Source organism: Thermodesulfovibrio sp. TK500a, assembly GCF_055381765.1.
Map to the genome: position 1 here is coordinate 1,480,378 of NZ_AP041606.1, position 17,333 is coordinate 1,497,710.

Sequence of the window (17,333 nt, forward strand, 5' to 3'; positions counted from 1 at the left end):
CATTATACCATATAACGATATATTTGCTTTATAGAGTGCATAAACAGTAGGGTGAATTTTTATTGTGAGAGGTCTAATTATCTAACAATAAGGAGGATAGGCAATGAAAGGTGGATATTTTATAACTGGCACAGATACAGGCGTAGGTAAAACTATTGTAACAGCAGCAATACTCAGAAGTTTTATAAAAAAAGGTTTAAAAGTCGGAGCAATGAAGGCAATTGAAACGGGCTGTCTTAATAAAGATGGAATACTCCTACCAACCGATGGCATGTTTTTGAGAGACATGGCTGAAATGAGTGATTCCATAGACTTAATAACTCCTCTTAGATTTGAGAATCCTTTGAGTCCCTTCGTTGCTGCAAAGCTGGAGAATTTAGAAGTAGAAATAGATAGAGTTTTTAAAGCTTTTGATGCTCTTAGGAAAAAATATGACTTCATTGTTGTGGAAGGCGTAGGAGGATTGATGGTTCCACTCAGAAAAGAAGAAAAGAAGAAAGCAACTTTTTACTTTGTTAGGGATTTGATTAAAGAATTAGGATTATCCGCAATAATCATAACTAAACCCACTCTTGGCACATTAAATCACACAATTCTTACAATTGAAGCACTAAAAAGCAAAAAAATTCCTATAAAGGGATATATCATTAATTTTTCTGAACCTGCAAAAAATGATATAGCTGAAAAAACGAATCCCGAAGCCCTAAGAGAATTACTTGACATACCCTTTTTAGGCATCATGCCCTATTTAAGTGATTTAAATAAAGATACAATAGGCGAGACGGCAATTAAAAATCTTGATATTGAGTCCCTAATATCGGGATGATTTTAAATAAAAAGGAGGTTTGCAATGGCCAAGAAGATTTTAATGATTGTAGGCGATTTTGTTGAGGATTATGAAGCAATGGTTCCCTTTCAGATGCTCAAGATGGTAGGACATACTGTTCACGCCGTGTGTCCTGGAAAGAAAGCAGGAGAAACAGTAAAAACAGCGGTACATGACTTTGAAGGTGACCAGACCTATACAGAAAAGAGAGGCCATAATTTCATGATAAATGCTGATTTTGATAAAATCGACCCTGCAAAATATGACGGCCTTGTCATCCCAGGCGGAAGAGCGCCGGAATATCTCAGGCTTAATGAGAAAGTGATTGCCATTGTAAAACACTTTGTCGAATCTGGAAAGCCTGTTGCAGCCATATGTCACGGAATTCAACTTCTCACAGCGGCAAACATAATAGGTGGGAGAACTCTCACTGCCTATCCAGCAGTAAAAGCAGAAATTTTGCTTGCAGGAGGCAAATGGTGCGAGGTTAACGCTACTTACTCGAATGCCTGTGTAGATGGCAATATTGTTACGGCACCTGCATGGCCTGCCCATCCAGAGTGGATGAAGAAATTTTTGGAACTTCTTGGAACAAAAATAGAAGCTTAAAAGAATTTTTTGCAGAGTATTAAAGGAACGATTAAATCCCTTGCGATAGGATTACATAATTTTTCAAAATAGTCCTTTTTGAGAGGGAATATTATCTTTTCGGGAGATTTTTTTCTTCTTAAGATTCTCTTGGGGAAGTTCTTTTATGAAAGAAGAAGGTGGAAGATTTAGTTTTTTTCCGTTAATGAATCTACTTCTTGCATGCAGTATTATCAATTCATCCATTGCCCTTGTCATTCCCACATAGAACAGTCGTCTTTCTTCTTCAATATCCCACTCTGTTGAAAGTGTGTATGGAATGAGCCCTTCTTCTGTTCCAACAATAAAAACAACAGGAAATTCAAGCCCTTTAGAACCATGAAGGGTCAGAAGACTCACAGCGTTCAACTTTTCTGGAAAAAGGTCAATAGATGTAAGCCCCGAAAGCTCGTCTATGAAAGCCTGTATTTGTTCGATTAATGTTCCCTTTCTATAACTTTTTGCTATGTTACTGACAAGGGAAATCTCGTAAGGCTCTAACTTTCTAAGTAAATCGGTTGAATTGAGAAACTCATAAAGGGGAGCGGCCTCAAAAAGCTTTTTTGTTATTTCTTTTCTTTTTATTTGCTCGGAGAGATTTTTTATAAAAGATTCTATCCAGGGTTCTATATCTTTTTTAATTGTTTTAACAGGTATTCCCTCACTTAAAAGCTTGTCATTTATTATTTTCAGCTGTCTATTTGTTCTTGCAAGAACAGCGAAATTGCCATAGGTATATGAGGTTTCATCTTTATTTCTGTATAAGTCAGTAAAATCAACAGCTCCAACTTTTGATTTTATAGCCTCCACGATTACCCGAGCTTCTTCAAATTCGTCTTCTACCTCAATTAAAACTATTGGATGGGAGGACTCTTTAGTGGGCTCAATTTTTTTTGAAAATCTTTTGGTGTTCACTGTTATGAAATGATTAGAGGCGTTTATAATGTTTGCTTGAGAACGATAATTGAGAGACAGATTTAATAGAGTCAGATTTTTAAAGTCGGTAGGTAAATTTAAAAAGAGGTCTATCTCAGAACCTCTGAATGAATATATAGCTTGGTCTGGGTCTCCGAAAACTGAAAAAGAACCATCCTTTCTGAGAAGTCCTTTGATTATTTCATACTGAATTTTGTTTATATCCTGAAATTCATCAACAACTATATGATTGAAAAGGGGAGGAATTTTGCCTTCCTTAAGCATTTCTTGTGTTTTAGTTAAGAGGTCATCGAAATCAAAGAGGTTTAGTGCCTTTTTTTTCTCTTCATATTTTTCATAGATAGCCATAGTCTTATCATCAAGAGGAATTCCTCTGTTTTTAAATTTTGATATTCTGTCAATAGTTTTTTCGGCATTCTTTTCGCCTAATTCTCTAATAATCTCTTTTTGTTTAATTCTTGTGCATAACTTAAAATTTCTATTTTCACAGGGAAGAAACTCTCGGAGAAGTCTTATACACAGAAGATGAAAAGTCCCGATAAATGGGAGCTCTTCTTTTTTAACATGCTTTATGACTCTTTCTCTCATCTCAATGGCTGCTTTTTGAGTAAATGTTAATGCTGCAATTTCTTCTGGGGATAAACCATTTTGCAAAAGATGAATTATCTTTGCCGTTATAGTGAGAGTTTTACCTGTTCCCGGACCGGCTAATACACATAGGTATCTATCAGAACTTTCTACAGCTACTTTTTGGTTTCTATTTAAATCCATCCGATTTTTTCTTTTAAATCAATCTAAAAAAGAAGTGACTGACCTTTGATAGTTGTTTCAACTGCTTCTCCAAAAATTTTTACTTTTCCGTATTCTCCATCATAACCGGGTTCTACGATTATTTCACCTTTTCTCATTCTTTCAATTGCCTCTGCAAGGGATGCATCAAATTTTTCAATTTCCCTTACATCTTTTTTTAGAAGTATATCATATTCACTACCGAGTGAATGAATGGCTTTTGAGTAATGTTCTAAGACGGTCTTGCTCTGTGCCGATGTTTTCTTAAGCTCTCCTATAATTTCTGGAAGAGGAATTATTGAGAAGTAGGGACGTGCCTGCAGCGGTTTAAAACCTTCTTCACGGTCTGCCAGTAACTCAACCCTATGCATTACACCGACAGTAACTTTTTTACCACAGACAGGGCAAAGATAATTCCTTTTTATTGTCTCTTTAGGCGAAAGTCTTATTCCGCATGTTCTATGTCCGTCATAATGATATTTCCCTTCTTCAGGGAAAAACTCTACAGTGCCAATAAATCCCTTGCCGGTCTTTATTGCTTCTGCTATGGAATTGTAATTTATCTCCGTGTCAAACACATTTGCTTCTCTTCCTATCTTTGCAGGTGAATGGGCATCTGAGTTCGAAATTAAAACCAAACCGTCAAGTTTACTTAATCGCCAGTTCATGGGAGGGTCTGAGCTTAATCCCGTTTCTATAGCATACACATAGGGGGTTAGTTCTTCAAAACATTCTTCAATGCTATCAAAGCCAGATTGGGAGCCAAAAATTGAAAAATGAGGAGTCCATGCATGGGCGGGTATAATTAATGTTTCAGGACTCAGCTCTAAAACTATTTTCATCAGTTCCTTCGCATCTACTCCCAGAATAGGTCTTCCATCAGATAAGAGACTCCCTATCTGATTTAGAGCATGGTTAATTTTGTAGACATTCTTTAATGACGGAGTAAGAAGCAAAAGATGGATTTTTCGAAGTTTTCCGTTTTTCTGATATATGCAACTAATTTCAGAAGATAGGATAAAAAAAACTTCATTTTGACAAGCTTCTGGAAGATTTAGCCTGTATTTACTTTTAAGGGTAAAAAGTCCGTTTCCTGCTTCATTGAGTTTATTTTCAATCTCCCTTATCCATTCGGGATGAGTAAAATCGCCAGTTCCAATTAATTTAATACCTTTTATTTGTGACCATTGTTCTATATTCTCAAGGTTCATATCTTTGCTTGTGGCTCTTGAGAATTTTGAATGGATGTGCAGGTCTGCGTAAAACATAGTTAATTATAACATTTTCTAAGGGAGGCTTCTATGAATTCAATTATCTGTAAGTGTTCTTTAACTCCTCTGTCTTCAATTATTACAGGTTTGCCTATAAAAAAGCATATGGGCTTTGTAGGGTCAATTTTACCAAAATCCTTTACTATCCTGCCAACTCCCCATGCGTCAGTTCTTAAAGCCACAGGAACAGCAGCAACAGAGGCTTTTTGGGCAAGCTTAATGCCGAGAGTGTTAAATTTAGCAGGGTCAAAGATAAGTTCTCTTGTTGCCTGAGGAAAGACAATAACAGAGATTCCTTCTTTAAGTCTTTTAACTCCTTCCTGCATTACAACCCTGTAGTCTTCTTTAGGATTTTTTCTGCTTACAGGAATGGGTTTTAGAGCTGAAAGAATTTTACCGAAAAATGGATACTTAAGGAGAGATTCTTTTACAACAAAGGTTACTCTAAATTCCTTTCCAATGACACCAGGTAAAACCAGCGTTTCAAGGGTGCTCATGTGATTTGCTATAAAAACGCAAGGAGGCTTAAGATTTTGTAGATTTTCAATGCCTTCAACGGTTATTCTGCAACCGACATTACGCATCATCTGAAGAATTTTTAAGCCATCTAAAACAAGCTCTTCGTAAGTGTATTCTCCTTTTCTTGCTTTTATTGCACTAAGTATTATTTTTTTTATGACGTTGCTGTGTAGTCTTAGGGTAATCATTTTATTAGAGGGTCTCCTATTCCTGCTTCCTCAAAACCTTTAAGTCTGTATTGACAACTTGGGCATTTTAGACAAGGAACAGGATTTTTTAATTCTCCTTGCGGATTGTAACAGCTCCATGTGAGAGAGTAATCAAATCTGAGTTGTAAACCTTTTTTAATAATATCGGCCTTTGTCATATAAAGAAGGGGTGCTTCTACTTTAAATTTTATTTTACCCTCTACAGCTACTTTAGTAGCAAGATTAGCCATTGTTTCAAAGGCCTTCAGATATTCGGGTCTACAGTCTGGATATCCCGAGTAGTCTACTACATTGGCACCAATAAATATGGTAGGACACAAAAGAACTTCTGCCCATGAAAGAGCGAAGCTAAGAAAAATTGTGTTTCTTGCAGGTACATAAGTAACTGGTATGCCTTCAACTTCACCTTCTGGAACAGGTATGTCCGTTGTGAGAGCTGAACCTCCAATCTGACGCATATCAAAGGAGACAATAAGATGCTCCTTTACACCTATGAACTTAGCAACTCTTTTAGCACTTATGAGTTCAATCTTATGTCGTTGTCCGTAATCAAAGGAAAGGGCATAGCATTCATATCCCTCTTCTTTAGCAATGGCTAAGGTAGTTGAAGAGTCAATACCTCCGCTAAGTAGCACTATTGCTTTTTTCATTTTTTATCACCTATCTTTGTCTCAGTTCCTTTCAGTAATCTTTTAATGTTTGAAAGATGTCTTAAATAGATAATAGCTGTTATGATAAAAGCAAAAACCGTTACTTCATCGGGATATCTTAATATCATAGTAACAAGAGGAAGCACTCCAAAAGCCACTAAAGCACTCAAAGAGGAAATGCGAAAGACAGCGAAGGTAGATAGCCAGATGATTACTGTAGTCAATCCAGCGAGAGGGCTAAAAGCCAGAATAACACCTACAGAAGTTGCAACTCCCTTGCCACCTTTAAATTTCAAAAAAGGAGTGAAACAGTGTCCAAGTATAGCAGCAATGCCTGTAAAACCGAGCAGTAGCATATTGCTTTCTTCATAAAATAATCTTAAAAGCATGACAGGAATGAAACCCTTAGATATATCAAGAAGTAATGTAGCTAAAGCCTCTTTTTTACCGATTACTCTAAGGACATTAGTAGTCCCGATGTTTCCACTTCCTGTTTTTCTTAAATCAATACCTTTTAGTTTTCCAATTATAAATCCCCAAGGAATAGAGCCGAAGATAAATGCAAAAATGCTTACTATTATATTCATTTCAAATTCCTCCAGAAATGCCATACATAGCCTATTGCAGAATAAATAGCTAAAAATGTTGATACGTATAGAAGAACAATGCCAACGTCATATAAATCGACTCCTAAAATCTCATCTGCTATTAGTAGAAGCAGGATAGAAGTCATTTGCATTACTGTCTTTGCTTTGCCAGCTTTTTCTGCAGGTATAACAACTCCTTTTGATAGAGCATAAAAACGTAAAGTTGTTATCATAAATTCTCTCAATATTATTACTGTTGCTATCCATGCAGGTACTCTTACAAGGTCAACGAGTACTACAACAGCAGTTATAACCAGAAGTTTATCGGCAATAGGGTCTAAAATAATACCAATTTTCGTTATCTGTTTGAATCTTCTTGCCAGATAACCGTCAAGAAAATCTGTTACCGAAGCTATGAAAAACAGAAAAGCTCCGAATTGAGGATTAGATGGAGCTTTTATTAAAAAAAGTGGGATAATGAGAATACGTATTAATGTTAGGGATGTTGGAAGATTAAAGGTTTTTATATTCATCTACGAAGTTGTCCAGAAGTCCTTTTGCTTGAAGAATTAGATCGCAGAGCTCTCTTACTGCTCCATCGCCTGCCTTGTTTTTCGTAACATAATCAACATTGCTTTTAACTACTTCATGAGCATCCTGTGGTGACGCAGAAAAACCCACTCTGGTTAGAATGGATAAATCAATTATATCGTCTCCCATTGCTGCAACTTCTTGCTTTTTTAAACCGTATTTTTTCAATATCTCTTCGAAAATTCTAAGTTTTTCTCTTGCTCCTTGATAGACTTCTGATATTCCCAGTTCTTTCATTCTTCTTTCCAATGCTCTTGATTTTCTGCCTGTGATAACGGCTATATTTATTCCCGATTTATTTAACATAACAAGACCGTGTCCATCTCTTACATTGAAAATTTTTAACTCATTGTTTTCATTGTCAAGTATTATTCCTCCACTGGTTAATACGCCATCTACATCCAGAAAGAGAAACTTCACTTTTTTTGCTTTTTTGAGTATGTTGTCTTCCTGTCTTGGCTTGTTGTATTTATTAAGAATTCTCTCTATTATGCCTGAGGTAGAAAAACCTTCTACATATGGCAAACTGTAAACCTCAGGCACAATATCAGCTCCTACAATGTCTTTAATCTTCCAGTCTCCTCCCTTTACGAGCACATGTGGATTAAGGAGTTTTATTAGTTTGTAAGGAGTTTCTTCGTGGAATACTGTCACAAAGTCAACCATTTCAAGAGATGCAAGGACTTCGGCTCTTTCTTTTTCAGAATTTATAGGTCTAAGGGGTTTGAGCTTTTTTACAGAACTGTCTGAGTTTAGTCCTACTACAAGAATATCACCAAGTTTTTTCGCCTCTCTTAGATATCTTATGTGACCTGCATGGATTATATCAAAGCAGCCATTGGTGAATACGATTTTCTGTCCCTTTGCTTTAAGTTCATTCAGTTTTTTCTTTAATTCGCCTCTATTCAATATTTTATGCACCTATCTTCTCCAATGCTTTTTTTAAAATTTCTTTATCACTTCCGTAAGTTAATCTCTCAATAGCCTCTTGAGGGCTAAACCATTTAGCAGAATCCACTTCATCATCAGGATTTATATGTCCTGAAACGTATTCAACCAGATAGTATTTTACTGTTTTAAAGTATTTTTCATCGTTTAGATAAAACCAGTATGAAACCTCTCCTATGGTATCTTTAATTTTACCATCAACACCTGTCTCCTCTTTAATCTCTCTCAAGGCTGTTTGTTCAGGCTTTTCATCTTTCTCTACAAGTCCTTTTGGAAGAGCCCAAACTTTATTGTTCTTTACAGAAATCAATAGCACTTTTAATTTTTCATTTTCGAACTTGTATACTACTCCTCCTGCAGAAAAAGCTCTTTTCATTTTCCGAAAGGCATTTTCCCGGGATTTAAAAGTCTAACAATATCATTATAAAATGCAAGCATCATCAGGGCAATCAGAAAGATTATACCGATTTTTTGCGATATGGCAATAACTTTCTCACTTAAAGGTTTTCTTCTTATAGCTTCAATCAGGAAAAACATTATATGTCCACCGTCCAATACAGGAATGGGTAAAAGATTTAAAATGCCGAGATTTATGCTGATTATGGCAGCAAAACTTAGGAAACTAATCAAGCCCTGTTCTGCGGTTTTGCCTGCTGCCTGAAATATGAGGATAGGGCCTCCTATAACTTCCGTAGATACAACTCTTTGTATTATCTTAACTACCGTAAGATAGGTTAGTTCAACAATTTCATAGCATTTATCTAAAGATTTTTTTAAGGCACTAAGCGGTTCTTCCTTCTGGATAAAAAATTCTTCGGCTGGTTTAATTCCTATCTGTCCTACATATATTTTTTCGCCAAAAAGATTCTTCGTTTCTTTGCCTTCAGGTTTGATAATTATCTCTCTCACTTGTCCACTATTTTCTACTTTGAATTTTAGGTCTTTTCCCGGATTCTGCTGGATTTGTTGAGCCATATCAAACCAATTAGTTATTTTTTGTTCATTAATCTCAACTATCCTATCTCCTTTCTGTAATCCTGCCATATAAGCAGGTGATTTCTCCATTACCTCTCCAATTACCGGTTTAAGAACAGGTATTCCATAGACAAAAACTATCCAAAACAAAAATACTGCTCCAATAATATTAAAAAGGGGGCCTGCCAGAACTATGAAAATTTTTTTATAAACTGGCTGATGCTTAAATGACCTTTTTTCTTCAATTATCTCATCACCAACCTCTTCACCATACATTTTTACGTAACCACCGAGAGGTACGGCGCTTAAAAGATACTCTGTATCGCCGATTTTCTTACCAAGTATCCGCGGTCCAAAGCCTATTGAAAACTTGAGAACTCTTACGCCACTGAGTTTAGCAGCAAGAAAATGACCTAACTCATGAATGAATATCAAAAAACCGAAGAGAATTATTGCATAAATAAGATTCATCCCTCTATCTCCTTTTTTGCAAATTTTCTTGCCCAACTATCAGCCTTAAGAATTTCATCAATATTTTCTGCTGGTGAAACTGAGTGGGCATCCATCACTTTTTTAATAATTAAGTGTATGTCATTAAATTTTAACTTTCCTTCAAGAAAAGCTTCAACAGCGATTTCATCTGCGGCATTTAAAACCGCAGGCATAGTGCCTCCAATTTTTATTGCTTCATAGGCAAGTCTAAGGCAGGGAAAAGCCTCTGTGTCTGGAAGTTCAAACTTTAACTCGTTTGTAATTGACCAATCTATTGGTTTTATTATGTCCGATAGTCTTTCAGGAAGCGATAGAGCCAGAGCAATAGGAGCTTTCATATCGGGATTGCTTATCTGGGCAAGATAAGTTCCATCAATGAATTCAACTAAACAGTGAACAATGCTTTGCGGATGGATTAGAACGCCAATATTGTCTACGGCAATATCAAAAAGGTGATGAGCTTCAATGACTTCGAAGCCTTTATTCATTAGTGTAGCCGAATCTATTGTTATTCTCTTCCCCATTTTCCATTTAGGATGATTTAGCGCCTCTTGAACTGTTACATGTTCCATCTGATACTTTTTCATTCCCCTGAAAGGCCCTCCAGAAGCGGTAAGCCATATTTTTTTTATATAGGGTTTGTTACAGCCATTTATGCACTGAAAGACCGCACTGTGTTCGCTATCAACAGGAATTATCTTTGCTCCACTTTTTTTAGCTTCTTTTTTTATTAACTCACCAGCTAAAACAAGGCTTTCCTTGTTAGCAAGACCCAGAGTTTTACCTGCTTTTACAGCTTCAAGAGTAGGGAGTAGACCTGCGGCTCCGACAATTGCTGATATTACAATGTCGGCTTCTTTTAATTTTGCAAGTTCGCACACTCCTTCAATACCTGCTATTATCTCTATTCCTTTGAACTTTTCTTTGAGTAGGTTTGATTTTTCTTCATCAGCCACAGCTACAAAAGATGGTGAAAACTCTCTTATCTGCTTCTCAAGCATAGTAATGTTACTTTTTGCCGCAAGTCCTAAGACCTTAAATCTGTTTTGAAAATTTTTTATTACTTCCAATGCATTTCTGCCTATTGAACCAGTGCTTCCCAGTATTACAACATTCTTCAAACTTCCCTCCTACATGTATTTCATAACAAAATACAGTATTACTCCTGCAAAAAGCATAGCATCTACTTTATCAAGCACTCCACCATGTTCAGGGAAGAGGAAGCTCGAGTCTTTAACTCCCGCATCCCTTTTAAACATAGACTCTACAAGGTCACCTAAAATTGATACAAAACCCATGATTCCGCCCATTAAAACTAAACTTAAGATGGACTGATTGAGAATTAAATAGCCTACTGCTAAAGATGTAACCGCTCCACCTGCTATTGAACCATAGGCTCCAGCCCAAGTTTTTTTAGGACTAACTTCAGGATAGAGTTTGCTTTTACCAAAGCCTTTTCCTATGTAATAGGCAAAACTATCAGATGCCCATACAACACTGTAAAGATAAATTATCCACTGCCATCCTTCTGTCCTGAGAAACCAGTGGAAGGCTAATAGACCAGGTATATATAGAAGGCCTACAATTACAGGAGCTAAATCCTTCAGTGAGCCTTCGGGCTGTTTTTTGATAAATAGACGTATGAGAGCAATACAAATGAAACTTAGAGAATAATAATACACGGCGAACTGCCAGTAAAAACAGTTGAGCGCAAATATAATTATGGAGATAAAAATTCCAGTAAAAGATAGTAATTTTAACGTGTTGTACATTCTGAGAAATTCCCAGAAGGCAATAGTATTTGTTAGAACCAGAAGTCCGAGAAAGAAATAAGGCGGAAGTTTAATAATTATAAAAAGAAGAAGGGGAACAGCGATTAGGGCAACAATAATTCTTTTACTATGTCCTTGTAAATTCACTTACCTTTCCAAATCTCCTCTGTCTTTTCTGATAATCAAGAACAGCTTCTGTAAACTCGTCATCGGTAAAATCAGGCCATAAGGTCTGAGTAAAGTAAAATTCTGAGTAAGCCGCCTGCCATATAAGGAAATTGCTCAATCTCTGTTCTCCAGAAGTTCTTATAATTAGGTCAGGTTCTGGAATTTCTGCAGTGTCAAGAAGGGAATTCATGGTATTTTCATCAAAACTATCGTAGGAAATTTTTCTTTTAATTGCCTCTCTTATTGCTCTTAAAATCTCATCTCTTCCAGAATAACTTATTGCAAACTGTGCAATTAGCTGGCTACAATCGGACGTTATTTTCTCTGTTTCCTCAATGGCAGATAAGATATCAGCTGGCATCAGAGAGCGATTACCTATCATTTTAAACCTTACGCCCTGAGAAATGAAATTGTTTGTTTCTTTTTTTAGATGGCTTTTGAGAAGTTCCATTATTATGTCTATTTCTTTTTTAGGCCTTTGCCAGTTTTCTATAGAAAAAGCATAAAAAGTTACTACACTTATTTTAAGTCTGAGACAGGCTTTTATAATTTCTTTTACTTTTTCCACTCCTCTTTTATGGCCTTCATAACGGGGAAGACCACGCAATTGAGCCCATCTTCCGTTGCCGTCCATTATTATTCCTACGTGTTTTAAAATACTGCTCATAACTTAATATTTAAGAGAGAGTATATGAAGGTTAGTCTCAAAGGGGCTTTCTCCCTGAAGGATTCTTTTGGGATTAAAGCCAAAAGGTGGTTTAACAAGGACAAATAACTTATCAGAGGAAACAGCATAATCAAGTATCTCGCCAGACATTTCTTCGGTTATATCGGTTTGTTCAATTCCAATTCCTGTCCACTGAAGAAGTTGAAGTTTTGAGCTTCTGTAACCAAAGGTAGAAAGATTGACAAGGCCTAAAAGAGGTTTTTTCTCAATCACAATAACACCGTTACTTAAGGGCTTTATTCTGCTTTGCACCTGCCATTTGCCTAAACTCAACATGGCAATGCCTGTTTGCTTTTCATACTGAAGCCCATAACCAAATGACTCTGCAGAACGCCAGAGGGGAACACCCTTATCATTATATACTGCCAGCGTTCCATCTTCTTGCCATTTGAATAAGGCATTGTTTACTGAGTAGAAGTCATAAATATTTGATTTTACTGGCAGTTTGAAGGCCTCTACCTTTTCATACTTTGCTAATGAAGTAGGTTTAATTACAAAAATCTCGCCTTCAAATCCTGAAGACTGAGAGAAAGATTGAGCAAGAAGCTTGCCTTCATAGATTCTAAGGAAAAGGTCATCAAAGCGAGAAAACTCTTTAAATTCGCCATCAGTCCATTTTATTATTGTTGAAATAACTCTGTTTTCCCTTTTAATAGTCAATGCAATTTCGTCTTTACCATCTTTGTCAATATCTCCTGTGTCAAACCAGATAATATCTCCGCTAAGAGGGATTATGTAATTACTCTTAAGTTTGAGGTCAACATCTATTACATACAGGCTTATTTCGCTGTCTGAGGCTATCAAAAGCTGGTTAGGGCTTACGCCGTCAAAGTTACCCGTAGATACTCTATTTATACCTCTGGAAAGTCTGTAAGAAAGTAATGTATGACCTTCAGGAACAATAAGAGAGGCATATTTTTTTCTTAAATCTGCAATTGCTGTTGCAGGAAGCTCAATTTCTGCTTTAGAGAAGAGTTTACGGTCTTTTATCCAGTAAAGCTCTTGAGAGAGTTTTAGAGCTCCATCTGTTTTTATTGGAGTTAGAAGAAGGAGTATATCTGCCCCTTTGTTGTCTTTAAAGAGTAATTCTTTATTGTCAGTATTAATGGGAGCGTCAATCATTTCAAATCTCTGTGTGTCCCTCAATTCTCTGTAGTAACCTTCACCAACTGCCCATTCGGTTGTTGTCTGTGCGTAAAGAACTTTAATTTTTGATTTGGGAATTTTAAAAAGAATTTGACTTTCACCCTTTTTTAATTCACCTTCAATAACAACTGCCTTAGAGAAATCATTTCCTACGCTTACTATTTCTGCAGCTCCGATTATTCGCTCTGACTTACCTATTACTTGCTTTGTTACTGGATGTATTAATGGAACGGTCTCTTCAAAAAGAACAACTCTCTGGCCTTTTTTTAAGCCGTCTTTACTGCCTTTATCGAGAGTAATTTCATTATTTTCCTGCTTTGTAACTTTGCCAGTTATAACGGGAAAATAAGAGAGAAGTTCATTTTTTAGAGTCTGAAAAGTTCCTGTATCAGCATTTGCTTGTGTTATTAAAAGAAGAGACATTATGATAAGGAAGATAAAAAATAGTTGCTTTAAATTGTGCATTTTAAAGTTTATACCAAATAACTTCATCAAGTCAAAATTTTGTGTGATAAAATAAATTATGACCATTCAGATTGCCCTGCCTCTTTTTGAAGGCCCTCTTGACCTTCTACTTCATTTGATTAAACAGAATAAAATTGATATTTATGATATACCTGTAGCTTTAATAACAAAGCAATACTTAGACTATCTTGAATTAATGAAAGAGCTTGATTTAGAAATTGCTTCTGAATTTTTGATAATGGCAGCAACGCTGGTTTACATTAAATCAAGAATGTTACTGCCCAGAAGTGAATCGGAGCAACAAGAGGATGACCCCAGAAAAGAGCTGGTAGAGCAGCTTATTGAATACGAAGCTTTAAAAGAGGTCTCGTCTTCTTTAAAGGAAAGATATGATTACTGGTCAAAGTCTTATTTACGAGATTTTTCAAATGATATAGATGCTCCTGTTTATGAAATTTACGAAATATCTGTATACGACCTTTTTGTTGCTTTCAGAAAATTAATTGAAAAACCAGAGCCCCCAATAATAATAGCTCAAGAGTTAATAAAAGTAGAGGACAAAATAGAGCACATTCAAAAGGTTCTTAGGGAAAAAAAGTTTATTAAGTTTTGTGAACTTTTTGATAATTACTCTAAAAATGGTGATAAGGCTTCAAAATTAGAGATTATCGTAACCTTTTTAGCCCTTCTTGAACTATTAAAACTTGGAGTTATAAAGGCCTATCAAGAGAAAAACTTTGATATAATTTATATAAAACTGGAGGAAGAGCATGCAAATAGCAGTTATCTCTGATACCCACGACCACATGGAAAATATAGGGAAAATCTTAGAAATTTTAAAAACTCGCAAAGTCAGCACAATAATTCATGCAGGAGATTTCGTATCTCCATTTACATGGAGAGTTTTCAAGAATTTTGAAGGAGAGTTTTACGGTGTTTTTGGGAACAATGACGGTGATAGAGTTTTATTAAAAAAGATGTATGGCGACAGAATACAGAAAGGTATCAGGAGTATTGAGATAGGAGAAAAGAAAATAGCTCTCATGCATGAACCACAAATGCTTGATGAGCTGGCTTTGTCTGAGAAGTTTGACCTTATAATATACGGCCATACGCACGAAGTAGACCTTAGAAAAATTGGAAAAACTTTAATTTTAAATCCTGGCGAGGCTTGCGGATGGCTATACGGTAAAGCCACTTTTATTATTCTTGATGTTAACAGTTTAGAATCAGAGGTGATAAGAATATAGGAATTGCCTCTTTTACCATGCTATCTGAAAGTTTATTCTCTATTACTTTTGTTAAGAAATTTTCATTTGATTTTTCTTGATTTTTATAGGAAAATAAAACAATAACACAAAGTGTAACTTCAACGAGGAGGTGAAGTATGCAGACAGCATTAGTAGCAAAAGAGACAAGGCTTTCTGATAGTTCGCAGATACTTCAGCTGGTAACATTCACACTTGGAGGAGAAGAGTATGCCGTAGATATACTGAAAGTGCAGGAAATAAACAGGATGAAAGAGATAACCCGTGTGCCCAATGCACCTTATTATGTGGAAGGAGTGATTAATCTCAGAGGCAAGGTTATACCTGTTGTTAGCTTGAGGAAGTTTTTTGGGTTACCAGAAGAGGAAGACAGACTCAAACAGAAGATAATGATAATGGACATACAGGGAGTAACGATGGGGTTGATAGTGGACACCGTATCTGAGGTATTAAGGATATCCTCGAGCATAGTAGAGCCACCGCCTGCAATGACCTCATCAGTGAGCAGTGAGTTTATCTCTGGCATAGCAAAGCTGGAAGACAGGCTAATCATACTGCTTGACATGGACAGGCTCATAGGCAAAGAAGAGTCAGCAAGCATGATAGGCATGGCAGAGAAGGCAGCTATTGAAGGATAAAAATAAACTTAAAGGGGGGTATGAGGGATGTTTAAGAACATGACAATAGGAAGGAAGTTATTTTTTGGATTTGGTATTGTAATTGCGCTTCTATTAATCATCTCTGCCTATACTTTTTTCTTTATACTCAGCACCGATTCAAAAGTGCAAGATGTGGATGAGAGAATTGATAAGATTCTCTATGCCGCAGAGATACAAAGAGAAGTAAATAATATTCATCTCAAAGCAAGAAAACTTTTTCTTACCAATGACTTATCAAAAAAGCAGGAGATAATGAAAGAGATTGAGGAGCACAGAAAATACTACAGAAAAAGAATGGAAGACCTTGAAAAAATAACCCGTTCTAAAGAAGGAAAACAACGTTTGCAGAATTTAATAAATGCCTCAAATGAGACAAGAGATGCCAACAACAAAGCTCTTCAATTAGCCCTTGAAGGAAAAAATCAAGAGGCAATAGAACTTTACATGAAAGAAGTGGAATCTAAAGCAGGTAACAGAGAGAAAGCACTTAACGACCTCGTAAAATTCTATTATGATACAGCAAACAAAAGAATAGAAGAGGTTAATGATGCTCTCAAACTTGAATTGGTAATACTAATAATAATGGCCTCTGCAAGCACCGCCATAGCAGTCTTTTTCGCCCTCTTCATCTCCCGTTCTGTAAAAAAACCAGTAGCAGAACTCAAGACAACCCTTGAGAAAGTAGCACAAGGAGACCTATCAGTAGAGGCAAAAGTAGAAAGCAGAGACGAACTTGGCATGATAAGCCAGTCAGTAAACGAAGCAATAAGAAGCATCAAACGTCTCATAGCAGAGTCAAAAACCATCTCAAGCTCCCTTGCCTCCTCCTCAGAACAACTCTCAGCAACAACAGAAGAGATATCGAGGAATCTCAAATCCCAGACAGAGAGAGCAAGCCAGATAGCCTCTGCAGCAGAAGAGATGAGCCAGACAGTAGTAGACATAGCAAAGAATGCATCAAACATAGCAGAAGTAAGCGTAACAACAGCCAGTGTAGCAAAAGAAGGAAAAGACATGACCACAAACACAGCGAAAGAGATAAAAGTAATAGAGGGAGCAATAGGGAAACTATCAGAAGTAATCAACGTGCTTGGTGAGCGTTCAAGGCAGATAGGTGAAATTGTCACAGTGATAAAAGACATAGCAGACCAGACAAATCTACTTGCATTGAATGCAGCCATAGAGGCAGCCCGAGCAGGAGAGCAGGGAAGAGGCTTTGCAGTAGTAGCCGATGAAGTAAGGAAACTTGCAGAGAGAACCACTAAGGCAACCGATGAGATAGCAGAGATGATAAGGGGAATACAGACAGAAGTAGATGTGGCAGAGGGTTCGATGGAAGATGCCACAAAGAAAGTAGCAAGCGGAGTAGAGCTAAGCAACAGGTCAGCGGAGATACTTGGGCAGATACTGAGCAAAGCGCAGGAGTTACAGGGGATGATACAGCAGATAGCCTCTGCGACCGAAGAGATGTCTTCAGTGACAGACCACATAACGCAGGACATAGGAAGCATAGCAGAGGGTTCAAAGGAGATATCCCTTGCAGTGGATCAGTCAGCCCAGACAGCCAGTGATATAGCAAGACTTGGCGGAGAACTCCAGACAGCTATAGGAAGGTTTAGGGTATAGAATAGAGTTTTTCAGAAAATTGCCCTCGGGAGAATATCTCTATAAAAGATTTCCCGAGGGCATTATGTCTGCCCTCCATATA

At 36.8% G+C, this 17,333-nt stretch carries 19 protein-coding genes; 6 read left to right on the forward strand and 13 right to left on the reverse strand.

Annotation, left to right across the window (positions count from 1 at the left end):
• Positions 1-103 precede the first annotated feature (103 nt).
• Both bioD and ACZ430_RS07805 read left to right on the forward strand, forming a co-directional pair.
• Complete coding sequence (gene bioD / locus ACZ430_RS07800; RefSeq protein WP_464910502.1) at positions 104-826, forward strand: dethiobiotin synthase; 723 nt, start codon at positions 104-106, stop codon at positions 824-826.
• A gap of 24 nt (positions 827-850) precedes the next feature.
• A complete protein-coding gene (locus tag ACZ430_RS07805) occupies positions 851-1,435 on the forward strand; it encodes a DJ-1/PfpI family protein (protein ID WP_339944284.1) in 585 nt (194 codons plus the stop codon).
• Positions 1,436-1,498: 63 nt separating this feature from the next.
• On the opposite strand, the gene ACZ430_RS07810 is transcribed toward ACZ430_RS07805, so the two are convergent.
• Genes ACZ430_RS07810 through ACZ430_RS07870 form a run of 13 tightly spaced genes read right to left on the reverse strand, consistent with a single transcriptional unit; the run spans position 1,499 to position 13,764 of the window.
• Positions 1,499-3,160: an ATP-dependent helicase gene (locus ACZ430_RS07810; protein ID WP_464910503.1), complete on the reverse strand. Its 1,662-nt coding sequence runs from the start codon at positions 3,158-3,160 to the stop codon at positions 1,499-1,501.
• Between the two features lie 23 nt (positions 3,161-3,183).
• Positions 3,184-4,446 (reverse strand): endonuclease Q family protein, encoded by a 1,263-nt coding sequence (locus tag ACZ430_RS07815; protein WP_297209120.1) that lies wholly within the window; start codon positions 4,444-4,446, stop codon positions 3,184-3,186.
• A 2-nt stretch (positions 4,447-4,448) separates the two neighbouring features.
• The gene (locus tag ACZ430_RS07820; protein WP_297209117.1) at positions 4,449-5,156 is read right to left on the reverse strand and encodes a lysophospholipid acyltransferase family protein; all 708 of its coding nucleotides are present in this window, start codon (positions 5,154-5,156) and stop codon (positions 4,449-4,451) included.
• The gene (gene queC, locus ACZ430_RS07825) at positions 5,153-5,827 is read right to left on the reverse strand and encodes a 7-cyano-7-deazaguanine synthase QueC (RefSeq protein WP_297209114.1); all 675 of its coding nucleotides are present in this window, start codon (positions 5,825-5,827) and stop codon (positions 5,153-5,155) included. The genes ACZ430_RS07820 and queC overlap by 4 nt, the downstream gene beginning before the upstream one ends.
• Positions 5,824-6,414, reverse strand: coding sequence for a glycerol-3-phosphate 1-O-acyltransferase PlsY (plsY, locus tag ACZ430_RS07830; RefSeq protein ID WP_297209111.1), 591 nt, complete (start codon positions 6,412-6,414; stop codon positions 5,824-5,826). Before plsY ends, queC begins: the two co-directional genes overlap by 4 nt.
• Positions 6,411-6,947, reverse strand: a complete 537-nt coding sequence (gene pgsA, locus ACZ430_RS07835; protein WP_297209108.1) for a CDP-diacylglycerol--glycerol-3-phosphate 3-phosphatidyltransferase — start codon at positions 6,945-6,947, stop codon at positions 6,411-6,413. The genes plsY and pgsA overlap by 4 nt, the downstream gene beginning before the upstream one ends.
• The gene (gene rfaE2 / locus ACZ430_RS07840; protein ID WP_297209105.1) at positions 6,928-7,926 is read right to left on the reverse strand and encodes a D-glycero-beta-D-manno-heptose 1-phosphate adenylyltransferase; all 999 of its coding nucleotides are present in this window, start codon (positions 7,924-7,926) and stop codon (positions 6,928-6,930) included. Before rfaE2 ends, pgsA begins: the two co-directional genes overlap by 20 nt.
• The gene (locus ACZ430_RS07845; protein ID WP_297209103.1) at positions 7,919-8,329 is read right to left on the reverse strand and encodes an NUDIX hydrolase; all 411 of its coding nucleotides are present in this window, start codon (positions 8,327-8,329) and stop codon (positions 7,919-7,921) included. The genes rfaE2 and ACZ430_RS07845 overlap by 8 nt, the downstream gene beginning before the upstream one ends.
• Positions 8,326-9,399, reverse strand: a complete 1,074-nt coding sequence (gene rseP / locus ACZ430_RS07850; RefSeq protein WP_464910504.1) for an RIP metalloprotease RseP — start codon at positions 9,397-9,399, stop codon at positions 8,326-8,328. Before rseP ends, ACZ430_RS07845 begins: the two co-directional genes overlap by 4 nt.
• A complete protein-coding gene (locus ACZ430_RS07855; RefSeq protein WP_464910505.1) occupies positions 9,396-10,541 on the reverse strand; it encodes a 1-deoxy-D-xylulose-5-phosphate reductoisomerase in 1,146 nt (381 codons plus the stop codon). The genes rseP and ACZ430_RS07855 overlap by 4 nt, the downstream gene beginning before the upstream one ends.
• A gap of 9 nt (positions 10,542-10,550) precedes the next feature.
• Complete coding sequence (locus ACZ430_RS07860) at positions 10,551-11,339, reverse strand: phosphatidate cytidylyltransferase (RefSeq protein ID WP_464910506.1); 789 nt, start codon at positions 11,337-11,339, stop codon at positions 10,551-10,553.
• Positions 11,320-12,027: an isoprenyl transferase gene (locus tag ACZ430_RS07865; protein ID WP_297209090.1), complete on the reverse strand. Its 708-nt coding sequence runs from the start codon at positions 12,025-12,027 to the stop codon at positions 11,320-11,322. The genes ACZ430_RS07860 and ACZ430_RS07865 overlap by 20 nt, the downstream gene beginning before the upstream one ends.
• 3 nt (positions 12,028-12,030) lie before the next feature.
• Entirely contained in the window at positions 12,031-13,764 is a 1,734-nt protein-coding gene (locus ACZ430_RS07870; RefSeq protein ID WP_464910507.1) for an FG-GAP repeat domain-containing protein, read from the reverse strand.
• Between ACZ430_RS07870 and ACZ430_RS07875 the strand changes: the two genes are divergently transcribed.
• The 4 genes from ACZ430_RS07875 (at position 13,757) to ACZ430_RS07890 (ending at position 17,251) form a co-directional block, all read left to right on the forward strand.
• Entirely contained in the window at positions 13,757-14,491 is a 735-nt protein-coding gene (locus ACZ430_RS07875; protein ID WP_464910508.1) for a segregation and condensation protein A, read from the forward strand. The two genes, ACZ430_RS07870 and ACZ430_RS07875, sit on opposite strands and share 8 nt — an antisense overlap.
• Positions 14,469-14,948, forward strand: coding sequence for a metallophosphoesterase (locus tag ACZ430_RS07880; protein ID WP_464910509.1), 480 nt, complete (start codon positions 14,469-14,471; stop codon positions 14,946-14,948). Before ACZ430_RS07875 ends, ACZ430_RS07880 begins: the two co-directional genes overlap by 23 nt.
• A gap of 137 nt (positions 14,949-15,085) precedes the next feature.
• Positions 15,086-15,604: a chemotaxis protein CheW gene (locus ACZ430_RS07885; RefSeq protein ID WP_464910510.1), complete on the forward strand. Its 519-nt coding sequence runs from the start codon at positions 15,086-15,088 to the stop codon at positions 15,602-15,604.
• A gap of 27 nt (positions 15,605-15,631) precedes the next feature.
• Positions 15,632-17,251: a methyl-accepting chemotaxis protein gene (locus ACZ430_RS07890; RefSeq protein WP_464910511.1), complete on the forward strand. Its 1,620-nt coding sequence runs from the start codon at positions 15,632-15,634 to the stop codon at positions 17,249-17,251.
• Positions 17,252-17,333 lie beyond the last annotated feature (82 nt).